This window comes from Nonomuraea ceibae (assembly GCF_019396325.1).
In the GTDB taxonomy this organism is placed as follows: Bacteria; Actinomycetota; Actinomycetes; order Streptosporangiales; family Streptosporangiaceae; genus Nonomuraea; species Nonomuraea ceibae.
On record NZ_JAHKRO010000054.1, the window covers coordinates 26809 to 43479 of the forward strand.

At 74.1% G+C, this 16671-nt stretch carries 18 protein-coding genes; 9 read left to right on the forward strand and 9 right to left on the reverse strand.

The window, feature by feature from the left end; genetic code table 11:
• Nucleotides 1-27 precede the first annotated feature (27 nt).
• Nucleotides 28-423: a RidA family protein gene (locus tag KME80_RS28560; protein WP_219509491.1), complete on the forward strand. Its 396-nt coding sequence runs from the start codon at nt 28-30 to the stop codon at nt 421-423.
• Between the two features lie 43 nt (nt 424-466).
• Here KME80_RS28560 and KME80_RS28565 read toward each other — a convergent pair whose 3' ends face one another.
• Genes KME80_RS28565 through KME80_RS52035 form a run of 3 tightly spaced genes read right to left on the reverse strand, consistent with a single transcriptional unit; the run spans nt 467 to nt 3556 of the window.
• On the reverse strand, nt 467-2023 hold the full coding sequence (locus KME80_RS28565; RefSeq protein WP_219509459.1) for an ABC transporter permease: 1557 nt from the start codon (nt 2021-2023) through the stop codon (nt 467-469).
• Entirely contained in the window at nt 2020-2892 is an 873-nt protein-coding gene (locus tag KME80_RS28570) for an ABC transporter ATP-binding protein (RefSeq protein WP_219509460.1), read from the reverse strand. The genes KME80_RS28565 and KME80_RS28570 overlap by 4 nt, the downstream gene beginning before the upstream one ends.
• Entirely contained in the window at nt 2885-3556 is a 672-nt protein-coding gene (locus KME80_RS52035) for a TetR/AcrR family transcriptional regulator (protein ID WP_219509461.1), read from the reverse strand. The genes KME80_RS28570 and KME80_RS52035 overlap by 8 nt, the downstream gene beginning before the upstream one ends.
• A gap of 130 nt (nt 3557-3686) precedes the next feature.
• Between KME80_RS52035 and KME80_RS28580 the strand changes: the two genes are divergently transcribed.
• Together KME80_RS28580 and KME80_RS28585 are read left to right on the forward strand one after the other, a co-directional pair.
• Nucleotides 3687-5198 carry an MFS transporter gene (locus tag KME80_RS28580; protein WP_219509462.1) on the forward strand — a complete coding sequence of 504 codons (1512 nt, stop codon included), beginning with the start codon at nt 3687-3689 and terminating at the stop codon, nt 5196-5198.
• Nucleotides 5199-5248: 50 nt separating this feature from the next.
• A complete protein-coding gene (locus tag KME80_RS28585) occupies nt 5249-5830 on the forward strand; it encodes a TetR/AcrR family transcriptional regulator (protein WP_219509463.1) in 582 nt (193 codons plus the stop codon).
• 10 nt (nt 5831-5840) lie between these two features.
• Here the strand turns inward: KME80_RS28585 and KME80_RS28590 are convergent, their stop codons facing one another.
• The 3 genes from KME80_RS28590 to KME80_RS28600 form a co-directional block, all read right to left on the reverse strand.
• Nucleotides 5841-8231: a PEP/pyruvate-binding domain-containing protein gene (locus KME80_RS28590; RefSeq protein ID WP_219509464.1), complete on the reverse strand. Its 2391-nt coding sequence runs from the start codon at nt 8229-8231 to the stop codon at nt 5841-5843.
• A 200-nt stretch (nt 8232-8431) separates the two neighbouring features.
• Nucleotides 8432-9643 carry a cation:proton antiporter gene (locus KME80_RS28595; protein ID WP_219509465.1) on the reverse strand — a complete coding sequence of 404 codons (1212 nt, stop codon included), beginning with the start codon at nt 9641-9643 and terminating at the stop codon, nt 8432-8434.
• 160 nt (nt 9644-9803) lie between these two features.
• Nucleotides 9804-10571: an SDR family NAD(P)-dependent oxidoreductase gene (locus KME80_RS28600; protein ID WP_219509466.1), complete on the reverse strand. Its 768-nt coding sequence runs from the start codon at nt 10569-10571 to the stop codon at nt 9804-9806.
• Between the two features lie 50 nt (nt 10572-10621).
• Between KME80_RS28600 and KME80_RS28605 the strand changes: the two genes are divergently transcribed.
• The 6 genes from KME80_RS28605 to KME80_RS28630 all read left to right on the forward strand — a co-directional run bounded on the left by KME80_RS28605 (nt 10622) and on the right by KME80_RS28630 (nt 14402).
• Nucleotides 10622-10975: an ArsR/SmtB family transcription factor gene (locus KME80_RS28605; protein ID WP_219509467.1), complete on the forward strand. Its 354-nt coding sequence runs from the start codon at nt 10622-10624 to the stop codon at nt 10973-10975.
• A 63-nt stretch (nt 10976-11038) separates the two neighbouring features.
• Nucleotides 11039-11617: a redoxin domain-containing protein gene (locus KME80_RS28610; RefSeq protein WP_219509468.1), complete on the forward strand. Its 579-nt coding sequence runs from the start codon at nt 11039-11041 to the stop codon at nt 11615-11617.
• 7 nt (nt 11618-11624) lie between these two features.
• Nucleotides 11625-12473 carry a cytochrome c biogenesis CcdA family protein gene (locus KME80_RS28615; RefSeq protein ID WP_308125964.1) on the forward strand — a complete coding sequence of 283 codons (849 nt, stop codon included), beginning with the start codon at nt 11625-11627 and terminating at the stop codon, nt 12471-12473.
• Between the two features lie 44 nt (nt 12474-12517).
• Nucleotides 12518-12868 (forward strand): PadR family transcriptional regulator, encoded by a 351-nt coding sequence (locus KME80_RS28620; protein WP_219509493.1) that lies wholly within the window; start codon nt 12518-12520, stop codon nt 12866-12868.
• A complete protein-coding gene (locus KME80_RS28625; RefSeq protein ID WP_219509469.1) occupies nt 12865-13884 on the forward strand; it encodes a hypothetical protein in 1020 nt (339 codons plus the stop codon). Before KME80_RS28620 ends, KME80_RS28625 begins: the two co-directional genes overlap by 4 nt.
• Nucleotides 13885-14003: 119 nt before the next feature.
• Nucleotides 14004-14402, forward strand: a complete 399-nt coding sequence (locus KME80_RS28630) for a DUF6223 family protein (protein ID WP_219509470.1) — start codon at nt 14004-14006, stop codon at nt 14400-14402.
• Here the strand turns inward: KME80_RS28630 and KME80_RS28635 are convergent.
• The 3 genes from KME80_RS28635 to KME80_RS28645 form a co-directional block, all read right to left on the reverse strand.
• The gene (locus tag KME80_RS28635; RefSeq protein WP_219509471.1) at nt 14378-14683 is read right to left on the reverse strand and encodes a hypothetical protein; all 306 of its coding nucleotides are present in this window, start codon (nt 14681-14683) and stop codon (nt 14378-14380) included. The two genes, KME80_RS28630 and KME80_RS28635, sit on opposite strands and share 25 nt — an antisense overlap.
• A 98-nt stretch (nt 14684-14781) precedes the next feature.
• Entirely contained in the window at nt 14782-16110 is a 1329-nt protein-coding gene (locus tag KME80_RS28640) for an MFS transporter (RefSeq protein WP_219509472.1), read from the reverse strand.
• A gap of 23 nt (nt 16111-16133) precedes the next feature.
• Nucleotides 16134-16601 (reverse strand): GNAT family N-acetyltransferase, encoded by a 468-nt coding sequence (locus tag KME80_RS28645; protein ID WP_219509473.1) that lies wholly within the window; start codon nt 16599-16601, stop codon nt 16134-16136.
• Between the last annotated feature and the right edge of the window lie 70 nt (nt 16602-16671).

Consider the following 16671-nt stretch of genomic DNA (forward strand, 5'->3'; position numbering starts at 1 on the left):
GATGAACCGAATGGAGCCGACATGGCAGTGGAACGAACGGCCGTCAACCCGTGGGCGTGGTCGCAGCAGCTCGGATACCACCAGGGTGAGGTGGTCTCCGGGCACACCCGGACCCTGTACTGCTCGGGGCAGACGGCGATGAACGGCGACGGCAAGCCCGAGCACGCCGACGACATGGCGGCGCAGCTGGCGCTGAGCCTGGACAACCTGGAGGCCGTGCTGGGCGAGGCCGGGATGTCGCTGGCGAACCTGGTCCGGCTCAACGTCTACACCACCGACGTCGACCGGCTCTTCGAGCACTACGGCGTGCTGGCGTCGCGGCTGGGCGCCGCCGGGGTGGCGCCGCCCACCACGATGCTCGGGGTGACCAGGCTGGCGATCCCCACCTTGATGATCGAGCTGGAGGGCACCGCCGTCGCGTGACACCCCGCCGCCTCCGGCGTCCCCTGCCGGAGGCGGCAGGCCGTCACAGGGTCAGGTCGCGGCGGCGGAGCCCGTACAGGCCGAGCGCGGTGAAGGCGGTCGCCACGAGCGTGAGGCCGAGCAGCGTGCCGGGCCCGGGGTCGGCCAGCGTGGAGTAGTGGACGTGCGCGAACGGCGAGATCATGAAGACCTGGTCGTTCACCAGCCGGAGCTCCCAGCCGAGTTCGAGGGCGATGGCGAGCGCCAGCGCGGTCCACGCGACGACCGTCCCGGCGCGCCGGAACAGGCCGTACGCCGCCACGGCGACACCGGCCATCACCCAGACGCCGGGCAGGACGACCGTGGTGAGGGCCAGGCCGGAGCCGACGTCGCCGCTGCCCAGGCCCAGGCCGAGCCCGGCGACGACGAGCATGGCGCCGGGCACCGCCGCCGCGAACGCCAGATGGCCGAGGACCCAGCGCGCCCGGCTCACCGGCCCGGACAGGAACAGCTCGGTGGCCCCCTCGCCGCGCAGCCGGAGCACCGTCATGATCGCGTACAGGGACATGGAGAACACGGCCAGCTCGTACACGACGAGCCGGAAGAAGATCTCCACGGGGTCGTCCGTGCCCGTCCGCCTGGCCCAGTGGTCCAGCCCGCCGCTCTGGCCGAACTGTTCCAGGACGCTCGGCCCGGCCAGCCCGAGCCCCGCGCCGACGAACGCGGCGCCCGCGATCCACGCCAGCGCGGCGCCCCGGTGAACGCGCCAGGCCAGCCCGAGCGGCCCGCGCAGCGCGGCCGGGGCGCGGGCGGGCCCGAGCCGCGGCGCGAGGAGGCCGCCGCCGAGGTCGCGCCGGGCCGACAGCGTGTAGGCGAGCCAGGCCAGAGCCGCGACGAACACCGCGAGCAGCGGGAACACCCACCACCGCTCGGCGCCGAACGCGCGGGCGCGCAGGATCCAGCCGTTGGGGACGAGCCAGCCCAGCCATTCCAGGCCGGGACCGGCCAGGTCGCTGATGCCGCGGACCAGGTAGGCGGCGAAGAACACGGCGAAGGCCGCGGCCCCGGCCGTGCGGGCGCTCCGGGTGAGCTGCACGGTCACCGCGGCCAGCCCGGCCCCGAGCCAGCCGGCGGAGGCGGCCATCAGCCCCCAGGCGAGCGGCCCGGCCAGGCCGAGCCCGGCGCTCGCGCCGACCACGGTGATCAGCAGGGCCAGGACGAGGTTCGCGCCGAGCACGACGGCGAGGGCGGCGGTGAGCGGGGCGTGGCGGCCCACGGCGGCCGAGCCGACGAGCTCGCGCCTCCCCTGCTCCTCGTCGGAGCGGGTGTGCTTGACCACGAGCAGGATGCTGGCCAGAGCGGCGAAGATGGTGGTGGCGGCGCCGCGCTGCTGGGCGGCGGCCGCGCCCACGCTGTCGCCGTACGCCGGTCCCTGCAGCAGCATGATGGCCGGGTTGTCGATGATGTTCACGAAGTAGTCGCGGCGTGCCTCCGGGGTGGGCAACAGCTCGCGGATGGTGGTGACCGTGGCCGCGACGAAGAGCGTGACGCTCAGGATCCACAGCGGCTGCCAGACGCGGTCGCGGCGCAGGATCAGCCGGATCAGGGTGCCGGTGTTCATCGGTAGTGCCTCATGAACAGCTCTTCGAGAGTGGGAGGCTGGGCGGTGATGTCGCGGATGCCGTACTCCGTCAGGCGGGTCAGGACCTCGCCGATGTGGTCGGCGTCGGCCTGGAAGCGGACGCGGCCGCCCTCGCCGGTGAGGTCGTGGACGTGGGGCAGGCCGGCCTCCGGAACCCTGGCCAGGTCGGCCGTGACCGAGATGCGCGTGAGGTGGCGCAGCTCGGCGAGTGTGCCGGACTCCACGATCCGGCCGTCGCGGATGATGCTCACCCGGTCGCAGAGCGCCTCGACCTCGGCGAGGATGTGGCTGGAGAGCAGGACCGTGCGGCCCGCGCGCCGCTCCTCGCCGACGACCTCGCGGAAGACCGCCTCCATCAGCGGGTCGAGCCCGGAGGTCGGCTCGTCGAGCAGCAGTAACTCCACCTCGGAGGCGAGCGCGGCGATCAGCGCGACCTTCTGCCGGTTGCCCTTGGAGTAGGTGCGGGCCTTCTTGCGCGGGTCCAGGGCGAACCGCTCGATCAGCTCGTCGCGCCGTTTGGCGTCGGCGCCGCCGCGCAGCCGGCCGAGCAGGTCGATCACCTCGCCGCCGGACAGGCTGGGCCACAGCGTGACGTCGCCGGGCACGTACGCGAGCCGCCGGTGCAGCTCGACGGCCTCGTTCCAGGGGTCGCCGCCCAGCAGGCTCACCTCGCCGGAGTCCTTGCGCAGCAGGCCGAGCAGGATGCGCAGGGTCGTGCTCTTGCCCGCGCCGTTGGGGCCGAGGAAGCCGTGGACCTCTCCCTCCCGCACGGTCAGGTCCAGCTGGTCCAGCGCGCGGACCTTGCCGAAGTTCTTGACCAGCCGGCGGATCCGGATCGCGTCAGGCATCGGGGTGCTCCTCGTCGTGGACGTCGGTGACGGCCTGGCGGACCCGGTCACCCTGCTGGGTGGCGATCCACTGCCCCATGTGCGCGTAGACGTCGAGCATGGCGGCGCCGAGCAGGCCGGAGTTCGGGCGGCGCAGCACGTCGATGCCGAGCCGCCTGGACAGGTGCTCGTGCAGGACGATCGTGCCCAGGTGCATCGCGGCCATGACGGCGGCGCGCTCGCGCACCTTCGCCTCGCCGGGGGTGAACGTGTCGGGCCAGGTGTCGGTGAAGAACCGCTCGGCCCCGGCCGAGCCCTCGTCGAACAGCTCGGCCGCCACGGGTGAGCCGTCGACCAGGGCGCGGGCCAGGTAGCGGACGCTGAGCTCGCTCGCCTCGTACATGCCCCTGAGGAAGTCGGCGTTGACCTCGGCCCCCTCCTGGACCCGGCCGGCGGCGCCCAGGACGGTGTCGCGGACGTGCTGGTCGCAGGCCTCCCGCAGGCGGTCCTTGGAGCCGAAGTGGTGCTGGACCAGGCCGACGGAGACGCCGGCGGCGTCGGCGATGTCCTTCAGCGTGGCGGCTTTGACGCCCCGGGCGGCGAACTGCTCCAGCGCGGCGTCGCGGATGCGGGCACGCGCGGTCAGGTCCTCCGGCGGGCGGTCCCCCGTTGGCGGTATCGACATACCGGGAACAATATCTGCATATTGGAAACCATATCAAGATATTGTCGCAGCGATCCAGCAGGCTCCTCTTTATTTGAACGATCGTCCTAGTTGTACTATCGTTCAAATATTCTTGCCCAAGGAGGATGTCATGCCCGAAGTCGTCACCCGGCGTGCGGGAACGCGGGAGTGGGCCGGTCTGGGACTGCTGGCGCTGCCGACGGTGCTGCTCGGCCTGGACGTCACCGTGCTGTACCTGGTCCTGCCGAGCATGGCCGAAGCCCTGGACCCGTCGGCGACCCAGACGCTCTGGATCATGGACGCGTACGGGTTCTTCATCGCCGGGTTCCTCATCACGATGGGGACCCTGGGCGACCGGATCGGGCGGCGCCGCCTGCTGGTGATCGGGACGGCCGCGTTCGCCGCGGTGTCGGTGTTCGCCGCCTTCGCGCCGAACGCCGAGCTGCTGATCGTGGCCCGGGCGCTGCTCGGGGTCGCCGGGGCCACGCTGATGCCCTCGACGCTGTCGCTGATCTCGAACATGTTCGCCGACGCCCGGCAGCGCGCGGTCGCGATCGGGATCTGGGCGACGATGTTCGCCCTGGGCATGGCCGCCGGCCCGGTGGCCGGCGGCGCCCTGGTCGGCACGTTCTGGTGGGGCGCCGCGTTCCTGCTCGCCGTCCCCGTCGCGGTCGCCGTGCTCGCAGGGGCGCGGGCGCTGCTGCCCGAGTACGCCGACCCGCAGGCGGGCCGCCTCGACCTGGCCAGCGTCGGCCTGTCGCTGGCCGCGATCCTGCCGGTCGTCTACGCGATCAAGCACGCGGCGGCGGACGGTCCCGGCCCCGGCACGGCGGCCCTGGCCGTGCTCGGCGCGGTGGCCGGGGCGCTCTTCGTACGGCGTCAGCGCGGCCTGGCCTCGCCCCTGCTGGACGTCACGCTGTTCACCAGCCGGGCGTTCTCCGCGGCGCTGGCCGTGCTGCTGATCGGGCTGGTCGGCGTGGGCGGGACCATGTACCTGGTCACCCAGTACCTCCAGCTCGTCGAGGGCCTGACGCCGTTCGCGGCCGGCCTGTGGATGGGACCGCCCGCCCTGGCGATGTTCGCCGCGGCGATCGGCGCGCCGATCATCGCCAGGCGGGTGCGTCCCGGCCTGGTCATGGCGCTCATGCTCGCCCTCTCGGTGATCGGCTACGCGCTGCTGGCCACCGCCGGCACCGGCGACGCGGCACGGGTGGTGGCCGGGTTCGCGTTCGTCTACCTCGGCCTCGGCGCGATCGCCGCCCTCGGCACCGACATGGTCGTCGGCGCCGCGCCGGCCTCGAAGTCCGGGTCGGCCGCCGCGATGTCCGAGACCGTCCAGGAACTCGGCATCGCCGTCGGCGTCGCCGTCCTCGGCAGCCTCACCACCGTCCTCTACACCGCCCGCATGACCGCCCCGGCGGACGTCCCGCCCGAGCTCGCGGCGCGTCTCACCGACAGCCTGCCCGGCGCGCTGTCGGTCGCCGGCCAGGTGCCCGCCCCGGTGGTGCGGGAGGCGCAGGCGCTGTTCACCAGCGGGGTGAACATCGCCTCGGCCGTGGCCGGCGTCGCGATCGTCGCGGCGGCGGCGCTGTGCCTGACGGCGCTGCGGCACGTGCGGCCTCTCGGAGAGAACGAGCGGTGACGTGCTCGTCCACCCTGGCTCGTCTACCCTGGACCTCACGGGAGGGGTGCATGAACGACGACAGCGGGCACATCGACGGCCGCAAGGCCCGGGGCCACCGGCGCCGCGCCGAGATCATCGAGGCCACCCTCGCCGTCGTGACGCGCGAGGGCGCGGCGGGCGTCACCCACCGCACCGTCGCCAAGCAGGCCGGCATCACCACCAGCCTGAGCACCTACTACTTCGCCACCCTCGACGACCTGCTCGTCGCGGCCCTGTCCAGCGTCGCCGACACCTACACCCGGCGCATCCGCCAGATCATCGACGGCCCCGGCGACAAGCTCCGCGCGCTGGCCGAGCTGATCGCCGAGTCCGGCGGCCCCGGCCGTGACCACGCCCTGGCCGAGCGCGAGCTGTCCACCCTGGCGGCTCGCCGCCCGGCGCTCGCGCCCGTCGCCCGCCGCTGGCGGCAGGACATCGGCGAGCTCGCCGCCACCCTCACCGACGACCCCGAGGCCATCGCCGCCGTCGTCGCCGCCGCCGACGGCCTGTGCACCGCCATCCTCATCGACAACGCCCCCGCCGACGCCGGCTACGTGCACCGCATCCTGACCCGCGCCGTCCACGCGCACCCCGCCGCCGCTGTCTCCTGAGCGGCCCGGCTCATTCCTCCTCGATGCGCACGGTGCCCGCGGCGCCGTCGATGGTGATGAGCTGGCCCGTCCTGATCTCGCGGGTGGCGTCGCGTACGCAGATGACGGCCGGGATCCCGTACTCCCTGGCGACGGTCGGGCCGTGCGCGACCGGGGAGCCCGTCTCGGTGACCAGGCCCGCCGTCGTCAGGAAGAGCGGCGTCCAGCCGGGGTCGGTGGTGGGCGCGACCAGGATCTCGCCCGGCTCGATGTACGCGCCGGCCGGGTCGCGGATCACCCGCGCCCGGCCGGTCGCGCGGCCCGCCGCCCCGGCCATGCCGGTGAGCACCCCGTCGCCCGCCGGAACCGCCGGCGCGAGCGCCTCCACGTCGGTGCCGTCGGACAGCAGCGCGCCGGGGACGCCGGGCCGCCGCAGCTCACGCTCGTACGCGGCGCGCCGGGCCGCGATCACCTCGCGCAGGTCCGCGCCCCGGGCGGCCTGGCGGGCCTCGGCCAGGTCGAGGAACATGATGTCGTCCGGCCGCTCGAACAGCTCCGCGCCGGCCAGCAGCAGTTGCTCCCGCGCCGCCCGCAGCGGGATCAGCCAGGCGAACTTCCCCAGCTCGCGCAGCCCGGTGAGCTCGCGGGACCTGCGCATGAGGAAGACCGCGACCCTGCCGCGGACCGGCCGCCCGCGCGTGGCCCGCCGCGCCAGCGCGGCGAGCGTCCGCTCCGCCCGATCCGCGGCGCGCTCGAAGCGCCGGTCCGGCGCCTGCTCGGGATCGCCGACCCGCAGGTAGTTGGCGATCGTGGCGAACAGCGGCGCCGGGTCCTCCGCCCAGCGCGGCATGCCGACGTCGATCTCGGCCGCGGCCCGCAGGCCGTACCTCTCCAGGAACTGTGCCAGGCCGATGTCGGGCAGGTCGCCGTCGCGGTAGCGGGCGGCGAGCTCCGGCGCGGGGGTGCCGGCGAACAGCTCCCGGTGCTCGCGCGCGCTGACGGCGAGCCGCCACAGGGCCAGGTCCATCTCGGTGGTCACGTTGTACGGCATGCCGCCGAGGACGGTGTCCAGCTCCTCCTCGCTCGCCACCCCGTCGAGCAGGGCGGCGGGGACGGTGCCCGCCACGATCCCGGCGGTCAGCGGCCAGACGATGCCCTGCATGTCCAGGGTCATGATCGGCCGGTGCGAGTCCTCCGCCACCCAGCGCAGGCGTTCGGCGGCGCTCGCGTCCGGCCCGGGCGGCACGGTCAGCCGCCTGATCCTCCGCACGCCGCGGTAGGCCCGGCCCCGCGCGGCGTCCGGCCAGGCCAGCGCGGCGATCACGCCGGCGACGGCCCGGGGGGCGATGCGCGCGACCCCCTTGACCACGGCGCGCACGTCGAACGGCAGGCCGGGCCGCGGGGCGAAGCGCGGGTCGTCCAGCATCCGCCGCACGGCGCCCTGCACGCGCGGGCCGTACACCTCCAAGGACGTGCCGAGCCGGTCACGCATCACCTTGCTGCGCAGGAAGTCGGTCAGGTCGAAGTAGAGCCTGCCGCCGATCGCGACCATCCGGGGCAGCGGATCTCGGCGGTCGACCTTGGCTCCGGCCGCTTCGAACCAGAGGCCCGCGCCGGTCCTGAGCAGCGACACGCCCATCGGCGTCATCGGCCGGAGCATGCCCTGGATGTGGCCGAACTCCAGGTAGAGCCGGGTGTCGGCGGTCGCGGGCGGCGCCGGGAACAGCGTCGTGACCGGGCGGGACTGCAGTAACCACAGCACGCCGTCCCGGTCGAGGGCCCACTCGACGTCCTGCGGCGAGCCGAAGTGCTCGCGCAGCCGCAGCCCCGCCGCGCGCAGCTCCTCCAGCCAGCCGGTCTGCGGGGCGTCGTCGTCGAACTCGTAGTGGTCGGGCGCCACGGTGCCGTCGACGATCGCGGTGCCCAGGCCCTCCGCGGCGTCGACGACCATCTGGGTGCGCCGGCCAGTGATCGGGTTCGCCGTGAACAGCACCCCGGCGCGCTCGGGGTCGACCATCCGCTGCACCACGACGGCCATCGCCGCGTCCTCGATGCCGACGTTCGCCCGGTAGGCCACGGCGCGCTCGGTGTGCAGCGAGTCCCAGCAGCGGCGGACCGCCTCGGCCAGCGCGTCCTGGCCCTCGACACCCAGGTAGGTGTCCTGCTGGCCGGCGAAGCTGGCGTGCGGCAGGTCCTCGGCGGTGGCGCTCGACCGCACCGCCACCTTCCCGCCGCCGAGCCGCTCGTAGGCGCGGGCCAGCTCCTCCTGCGGGACCTGCCCGCTCGCGTAGGCCTCGACGGTCACGCAGAAGCCGTCGGGGACCCGCTCCCCCGCTCTGATCATCTCCCCGAGCCCGGCGGCCTTGCCGCCCACCAGGCCGATCATCGAGGCGTCGATCTCGGCCAGCCGGATCAGCTTCATCCCGGATCCTCCTCGCAGCCGTGGCGCCCGGATCCGGCCGGTCCGCCACCCGGAACGGCCGGTCGGCGCGGACCCCGTGAACCCGCAGCAGCCTTCAGCAGTCAATCTACGCGTACGTGACCATCCGTCCAGTAGGCGGCGGTCCCCCGGTCAGGCCAGGCACTTCGAGCCCGCCGGGCAGCAGGCCGGCGGCGGCCTGCTCACGGGCGGCGGATGCGGCGCGTCACGGCGGTGTGCCAGGCGGGGACCTCGCGCTCGTCGTCGAACCAGCGGGCCACCACGATGTCGGTCGAGGAGTGCAGCAGGATCGACACCACGATGGTCACCGCGACGTACTGGAACACCGGTTCGGCGACCGCGATGCCGGAGCCCAGCACGAGCAGCCCGTACACGACCGAGGCGAAGCCCTTGGGCCCGAACCAGGCCACGGCCGCCTGCTCGCGCACCGACAGCCCCGAACGCAGGAACGACAGCCAGATCGCCACCGGCCGCGCCACCACCAGCGCGAGCACCGCGAACAGCCAGCCGGCCCAGCCGACCGCGCCGAGCAGCGCCGGCGTGATCAGCGCCCCGAACACCAGCAGCGCGGCCAGCTTGAACACCTCGGCGATGAGCTCGCCGAAGTGCTCGAACGACTCCCGCTGCCGGGGCCCGAACGTGGCCACGGTGATCCCGGCCGAGAACGCGGCCAGGAACAGGTTGCCGTGCGTGGCCTTGCCGACGGCGAGCACGAGCAGGCCGATGGCCAGCGCGTTGAGCGGCTCGTAGGCGGTGGACGCGGCGAACCAGCGGGTGCGCTCCAGCTTGATCGCCGCCCACGGGATCGCGACCCCGATGACGATGCCCAGCCCGAGCTCCAGCCCCAGCTCGCCCAGGTGCAGATCGTGCGACCCCGCCGCGACGGCCAGGAACACGATCACGAACGGCAGCGCCAGGCCGTCGTTGACGCCGGACTCGACGTTCAGCAACTGGCGCAGCCGGGGCGGCACCTTGTCGTTGCCGACCAGGGCCGCGGCGAACACCGGGTCGGTGGGCGCCAGGATCGCGCCGATGAGCAGCGCCTCGACCCAGCCGAGGCCGAGCAGGTAGTGGGCGCCGAGCGCGGTGATGGCCAGCGTGAGCGGCAGGCCCCAGCCCAGCGCCCGTCCGGGGAGCCGCCAGGCGCTGCGCAGCTCGGTCCAGCCCACCCGCATGCCGTCGGTGAACAGCACCGTGAACAGGGCCAGCTCGGCGAGCGTGGCGACCAGGTCGTCGCCGGGACTCAGCGACACGACGCCGAGCACGCCGTCGCCCAGCACGAACCCGGCCACCAGGAACAGCGCGGCCGTGGACAGGATGGTGCGGTGGGCCAGGCTCGACAGCAGCACGGCGAGCAGGAGCACGCAGGCGAAGGCGGTCAGCAGCACGCCCATCAGGGACACCGCGCGGGGAAGATCATCGGGCACCTCCGGTCGGGACAGAGAACCATCTTGCCGACCAGGCTTCCCGGCGCACCGCGCTCACCTTAACAGCGGCGCCGCCCGGGCGACAGACTCCGCTGTGCGGGCGACCCGGCGGGGCGGCGGGGGCGGCTCAGGTGAGTTCGAGGCCGCCGTCGACGGTGATGACCTGGCCGGTGACCCAGGCGGTCGCGGGGGTGGCGAGGTGGACGATCCAGGCGGCGACCTCCTCGGGGGCGCCGCGGCGGCCGAGCGGGATGCGGGCGGCCTCGTCCCGTTTGATCTGCTCGACGACGTCGTCCGGCAGGCCGGCGGCGGCCAGGGCCTGGCTCTCGGTGGGGCCGGGGGCCAGGGCGTTGACGCGGATGCCGTCGGCGGCCAGTTCCAGCGCCCAGCTGCGGGTGAGCTGTTCGAGTGCGGCCTTGGAGGCGGCGTAGTGGGCGGCGCCGGGCAGCGGCCGGTGACCGTAGGTGCTGGAGACGTTGACGATCACGCCCCGGGTGGCGCGCAGGTGCGGCAGGGCGGCGGCGGCGAGCAGGCTGGGCGCGGTGACGTTGAGGGCGAACAGGTCGGCGACGCCGTCGGCGGTGACCTCGGCCAAGGGCATCCTCCTGGTGGCTCCGGCGTTGTTGACCAGCACGTCCACGGCGCCCCACCGGTCGACGGCGGCCTCGACGACCTGCCGGGAGGCGTCCGGGTCGCGCAGGTCGGCGGCGTGGACGGCGATGCCGGGGTGGCCGTCAGCGGTCTCCTCCAGCGTCGGCAGGCGGCGGGCGACGCCGAGCACGCGGGCTCCGGCGCGGGCGAACTCCCGGGCGGCGGCACGGCCGATGCCCGAGCCTGCGCCGGTGACGATGACGGCCTTGCCGGTGAGGTCCGCGCAGGGCTGCTGGTCCACCATGACTCCCCTGTTCGTTGTTCGTGAAACGTCGAACAAGGTAGCATGGGGTCGTGAAGCAGGCGCAGCATCCCGAGCTCGAGCAGATGACCCTCGTCGCGGTGCTGGGCGCGCTCAGCGACCCGATCCGCGTCGGGCTGGTGCGCGTGCTGGCCGACGGCCGCGAGCGGGGCTGGGGCGAGCTGCGCGCGCCCGTCGCCAAGTCGACGCTCAGCCACCATCTGCGCGTGCTGCGCGACGCCGGCATCACCCGGACCCGACAGGAGGGCACCCGCTGCTTCGTGCGGCTGCGCCGCGCCGACCTGGACGCCCGCTTCCCCGGACTGCTCGACGTGGTGCTCCAGGTGGCGGACGCCGACGACGTCGGCGCGCACGTCGGGACGCACGACAGCCCGCAGCCCGCCTGAACCGGGCGGGCCGTCATCGCCTCGTAAGGAATCGGGCCGCCGCGCGCTCCTAGGGTGACCGGCATGAGCAACGTGCGAAGCGCGGCCGCCGCGCTGGCGGCGCTCGCCCTGCTGGCCGCCGCGTGCGGCACCGGCATGCGGGACGAGCCCGGAGACATGGGGAACACTGGAGACACGGCCATGAGGACCTCGGCCCCGGCGGCCTCCCCCGCCGGGCCCGGGAGCGCGTCCTCGGCGCCCGCCGCGTTACGGTTCGACGCCCGGACGCTGGACGGCGAGCCGTTCGAGGGTGAGAGCCTGGCGGGCAGGCCCGTCGCGTTCTGGTTCTGGGCGCCGTGGTGCCCCAAGTGCCTGTCGGACGCGCCCGCCGTCAAGGCCGCCGCCGCCCGGCACGGCGACGTCACGGTCGTCGGGGTCGCCGGCCTGGACACCGAGGCGGCGATGGAGCAGTTCGTCCGGCGCACGGGGACCGGTGACCTCGTGCACCTGTCCGACGCCGAAGGGGCGCTCTGGACGAAGCTCGGCGTCAGCGAGCAGTCCACCTTCGTGTTCATGAGACCGGACGGCTCCACGGAGAAGGTCACCGGCCCGCTCGGCCAGGACAAGCTGGAGACCCACCTGCGCGCCCTGGCCACCCGGTAGCGCGGCCGTGTCCCTGTCCTCGTCGCTGTCCGAGGCGCCGCTGGCCCTGGCGCTCACCGCCGGGATGGTGGCCGCGTTCAATCCCTGCGGCTTCGCCATGCTGCCGGCCTACCTCACGCTGCTGATCACCGGCCGGAGCGCCGCGCCCGTACGCCAGGCGCTGGTCCTCGCGGCGGCGATGACCGCCGGGTTCGTCACGATCTTCGGCCTGTTCGGGCTGGTCGTGACCGTGCTGGCGGTCTCGGTGGGCGGGCGGCTGCCGTGGGCGACCCTGGTCATCGGGGCGGTGCTGGCCGGGCTGGGCCTGTGGCTGCTGTCCGGCCGCGAGCTGGTGCTGCGCCTGCCGGGGCTGCCCACCGGCCGTCCCACCACCTCGCCGCTGTCCCTGTACGGCTACGGCCTGTCGTACGCGGTGGCCTCCCTGTCGTGCACGGCCGGCCCGTTCCTGGCGGTGACCTCGGCGGCGCTGTCCGGCAGCGGCGTGGCCGGCGGGATGGCGGCCTTCACCGCGTACGCGCTGGGCATGGGGCTGATCGTCGCCGTCCTGTCGCTGGCGGTGGCGCTCGCCCGCGCCGCCGTCGTGGCCCGGCTGCGGCGTGTGCTGCCGTACGTGTCCCGGGTCAGCGGCGGCCTGCTCGCCCTCGCGGGCCTGTACGTGCTGTATTACGGCTGGTACGAGCTGCGCGTCCTCGCCGGGCAGGACGCGCGCGACCCGATCGTGGGCGCGGCGACGGAGGTGCAGGCGGCCCTGGCCCGCTGGGTGGCCGGACTCGGGCCGGGCCCGCTCCTGCTCGCGCTCGTCCTCCTGCTGGTCCTGGCGGCGGCGGCCGTGCGCAGGGCCCGCCAGAAGCCATGACCTTTCGCATATCTTGCCTTGCAAGTTATGATGGCCGTGTGACTATGACGGAGCCGATGTTCCTGGCCTTGACGGCACTCCTGGACGAGCCGCGCCACGGCTACGGGATCGTGCGGGAGGTGGACCGGCTGTCCGAAGGCACCGTGCAGCTCAAGATCGGGTCGCTGTACGGGGTGCTCGACCGCCTGACCGCCGACGGCCTGGTGGAGCTCGACCACGAGGAGGCCCACTCGGGCCGCCTGCGCCGCTACTACCGCATCACCGAGCAGGGCGAGGCGGCACTGGCGGCGGAGCTCGCCAGGCTGACCGGCACCCTCCGGCTCGCCGCCGAACGCCTCGGCGCCCGGCGGCGCGGTTTCACCATCGGCCCCTCGACCGCCGGAGGTCCCGCATGACCCTCCTGGAGGAGCGCTACCGCCTCGCCCTCAGGATGCTGCCCGCCTCCTACCGGGCCGAGCGCGAGGAGGAGATGGTCGAGGCCTTCCTCGAAGGCGCTCGCCACGCCCACGGCGAGCGCGGCACGCAGCCCGACTGGGGCGAGGTCGTCTCCATCGCCGCACTGGCGATCAGGATCAGGGTCGGCGGCATCGGCGCCGCCCCCCGCTCCCGCGCCGTCGGCGACGCCGTCAGGCTGGCCGCCCTGCTCGGGCTGGGCTACCAGGCCGTGATCGGCTGGATCGGCCTGGCCTTCTCCGTGCAGGTGCTCGGCCCGCTGCCGGGGCAGTCGCCGGTCCTCACGCCCCGGGGGGCGGCGCCGGAGCTCGTGTCGGCGGCCGAGAGCCTGGTGTGGATCGCCGCCTTCGCCACGCTCGCGCTCGGCAGGGTGCGGGCGGCCAAGCTCCTGGCCGGCCTGGGACTGCTGTACGTGCTGGCCATGTTCGGGGTCGACGCCTTCACCTGGCCGCGAGCGCTCGTCGACTCCGCGCCTCACCTGCTGGTCACCGTGGTGCCCGTCGCGGCCCTGCTGACCGCCTACCACCGGGACGCCCCGGTGCGGCGCTCCCCGCCGCTGTCCGCCCTGCCGCTGGGGCTGACCGTCGCGTACGCCGCCGCCGTGCTCGCCGTCACCGGCCTCGGAGGCGGGACGGACGCGGCGGCCGCGTGGGCTGCCGGCTGGCTCGACCCGCAGGGGGTGGCCACGGCGGCGCTCCTGGTCGCCGGCCTGGTGAGCCTGCTACGCGGGACCGCCCCGGCCGGGCGGCTGGCCCTCGCCGTCGTCGCGGTGCCGCTGATGGCGGCGCGCTCCCCGCACTTCCTGATCGACGTCGCCCCGGCGCAGCCGCTCACGATCACCCTGACCGCGCAGAGCGCGGCGCTGCTGCTCCTGTGCCTGGCGCTGATCGTCTCGGCCGTGCGCGCCCTGCCACGCCCCCACGCGGCGGCGCTTCCCGGACTGCCGCGGACGCGGTAGATCCCGCGGCCGTACGGCATCCGCAGCAGGGAGAGATGTCTCCGCCGGCGGGATGACCGGCGGCGGGGCCGGCGGACATAGTTCTGACGTCCGGTCGCGGGAAAGCGGAGGAGAACTCCATGTCAGTCCTGTCGGTGCTCGCCGCCCAAGCGGCCTCACCCGTCTGCACGTCCGCCGCGGAGTGCGCGGGCCAGGGGGTCGGCACCTTCCTCGGCACCCCGCAGCGCGTCTGGGCCAGCGTGGCGGCGCTGGTCTCGCTGGCCGGCGTGATCGCCGGCCGGCCGGCCTCGCGCTCCGCCCGCCGGTCGGGCGGCGGGCGGAGGAGAGCCGTCGCGGCCCTGGTCCTGGGGCTGACCGGCGGGCTCAACGGCGCGGCGAACCTGGCCGTCGCCGACGGCGGGCTCGGCACCGGCAACGGGGTGTTCGGCGGAGCCGTCGCCCTGACCCTCGGACTGGCGGGCGCGGCCCTCGGCGGACTGGCCCTGACCCGGGGTCAGGGGATGTACATGAGGAAGTAGTAACCGGCCGCCCGGTACCGGTCCTGGTACCACCGGCAGGGGGCGAGCCCGGTGTACTGGCCGTTCACGGCGGCGTCCTCGAAGGCCACCTCGCAGGCGGCCAGGGTGTCGTAGCGGCTGGACCAGTACCAGTCCGGCGGCACCGGCGCGAGGGCGTGGCCTCCGGCCGAGGCCGGCGTGGCCTCGGCCACGGAAGCGGAGGCGGGCGCCGCCCCGGCCAGCACGGCGGCGCCCAGCGCGGCCGCGACCAGGGCTGCGCCGGACAAGCTGCGGATCTTCACGGAGGCTCCTCACGGTCGGGTGGGAGAACACCTTCAGATGAGCACCGATCGCCGGCCACGGGGAGCCCTCGCTTTTCCATACTTCCGCCGTATGGGGCTCAGGTGAGGTCGGTGCTGGGGGCGGGCCGGGGTGTCGCGTGCAGGGCCGGGCCCGGGAGGTGGCGTTCGAGGCGGAGGGTGCAGGCGATCGCGACGCCGTTCAGGGCCGAGAGCACCAGGAAGGGCGCCGCGTGGTCGAGGTCGAACAGGGTGGCGAACAGGACCGGGGCGAGGATCTCCGCCGCGACGAAGGAGTACTGGAACACCGCCAGGTAGCGGCCGCGGGCGTGCGGCGGTGCGAGGGTGGCCGCGAGGGCCATGGAGGCGGGCGCGTGCATGATCTCGGCGACGGTGAACAGGAAGGTCGCCGCGACGAGCGCCACGATCGCCCACCGGCCCGGGTCCGGGATGAGGGCGGCGAGGGACAGGCTCCAGCAGGCCCACAGGCCCGCCGCGGCGCACAGGACGCGGGTGCGGCGGTAGGGGGCGAGGCGCCTGGTGAGGGCGCCGCCGAGGGCGAAGACGATGATCGCGTTGTCCGCCAGCACGGCCGAGGTCAGCCAGGCGGGGCCGCGCAACGCCGTCTGCACGAAGGTCGGGAGCGCGAGCCCGAGCATGAGGGTGGACAGGGCGAAGACGACGTTCAGCGCGGTCAGCCCCAGGAACACCCGATCACCGGCGAGCTCGCGGTAACCGGCGGCCGGTGCGTCCGGCGCGGCCGGGCCGGGGCGGCAGGGGAGGCGGAGCAGGGCGGCCAGGGCGAGCGCGGCCAGCAGGAAGCAGGCGGAGGATGCCCAGGCGACCGCGTGGTAGGCGGCGGGGCGGCCGTCGGTGACGAGCAGGCCGGTGACGAACCCGCCGACGCCGATCCCCACGGTCCTGGCGATGTTGGCCCGCGCGTACCACAGATCCTTGCCCGCAGAAGCACGGTGATCGGCGTGGTCGGCGATGAGCGTGAAGATCGACGACCAGTAGAGCCTGACGCCGAGGGCGCCCACCGAGGCGGCCAGGAAGATCCCGATCGGCTCGCTGACCCACACGTAGGCGAGAAAGGACCCGGCCTGAAGAACCTGCGCGCCGATCACCGGCGTGCGCGACCCGTACCGGTCGGCGAGGACCCCGGCCCACAGCGGGACGGGGATCGTGAGCACGTTGGCCACGCCGAGCAGAACGCCCAGCACCGGCAGGGGGACGTGGGACAGCGTGGTGAAGTACACGATCGACAGCGGCATGAACAGCCCGCTGCCGATCGAGGCGAGCAGAAGGGAGGCCACGAGCGCGACGGCGCCACGGCTCGACGAAGACAGGGAGGGCATGACGGAGCCTCGGATTTCAGCACGGGAGGTCGGGGGTTTCCGCTCAGGGGAAGGCCGACCCGCGCTAGACATCCATCAGAGGCATGCCGCAGATCTTACCGCTCGGCTCCCCCGCCGGGCGGAGTGAGCGCGACCTGGTAGACGATGAAGCCACGGTGATCGGCCACCTGGTCGTACAGGCGGCGGGCGGTGGCGTTCGTGTCCTGGGTGTGCCAGTAGAGGCGTCCGCATCCGGCCTCGGCCGCCCACTCCCGCACCGCGCCGATCAGCGCCCGCGCCACGCCCTTGCCCCTGGCTGCCGGGGCGGTGAAGAGATCCTGCAGGTAGCAGGAGTCGACCCCGGGCGCCGAGGTGTTGGGATGGGACAGGAAGTGCGCGATGCCGACCAGCGCGCCGTCCATGCGGGCGCCCAGAGCGTGTACGCCCGCGCCGTCCTGGAATCTGCGCCACGCCTGCTCGTACATGGACGCGGGCTCGGTCCGCCCGTAGAAGGCGAGGTAGTCGCGGAACAGGGCTTCCCAACCGGCTCTTTCACCGGCTGACAGCGGCCCGATGTCGATCATCCGTACACGATAGGGACGGAGGCGGCCGCCAGGGCATGACCACTTGCGCGCGTAATGGGGGAACCACCAC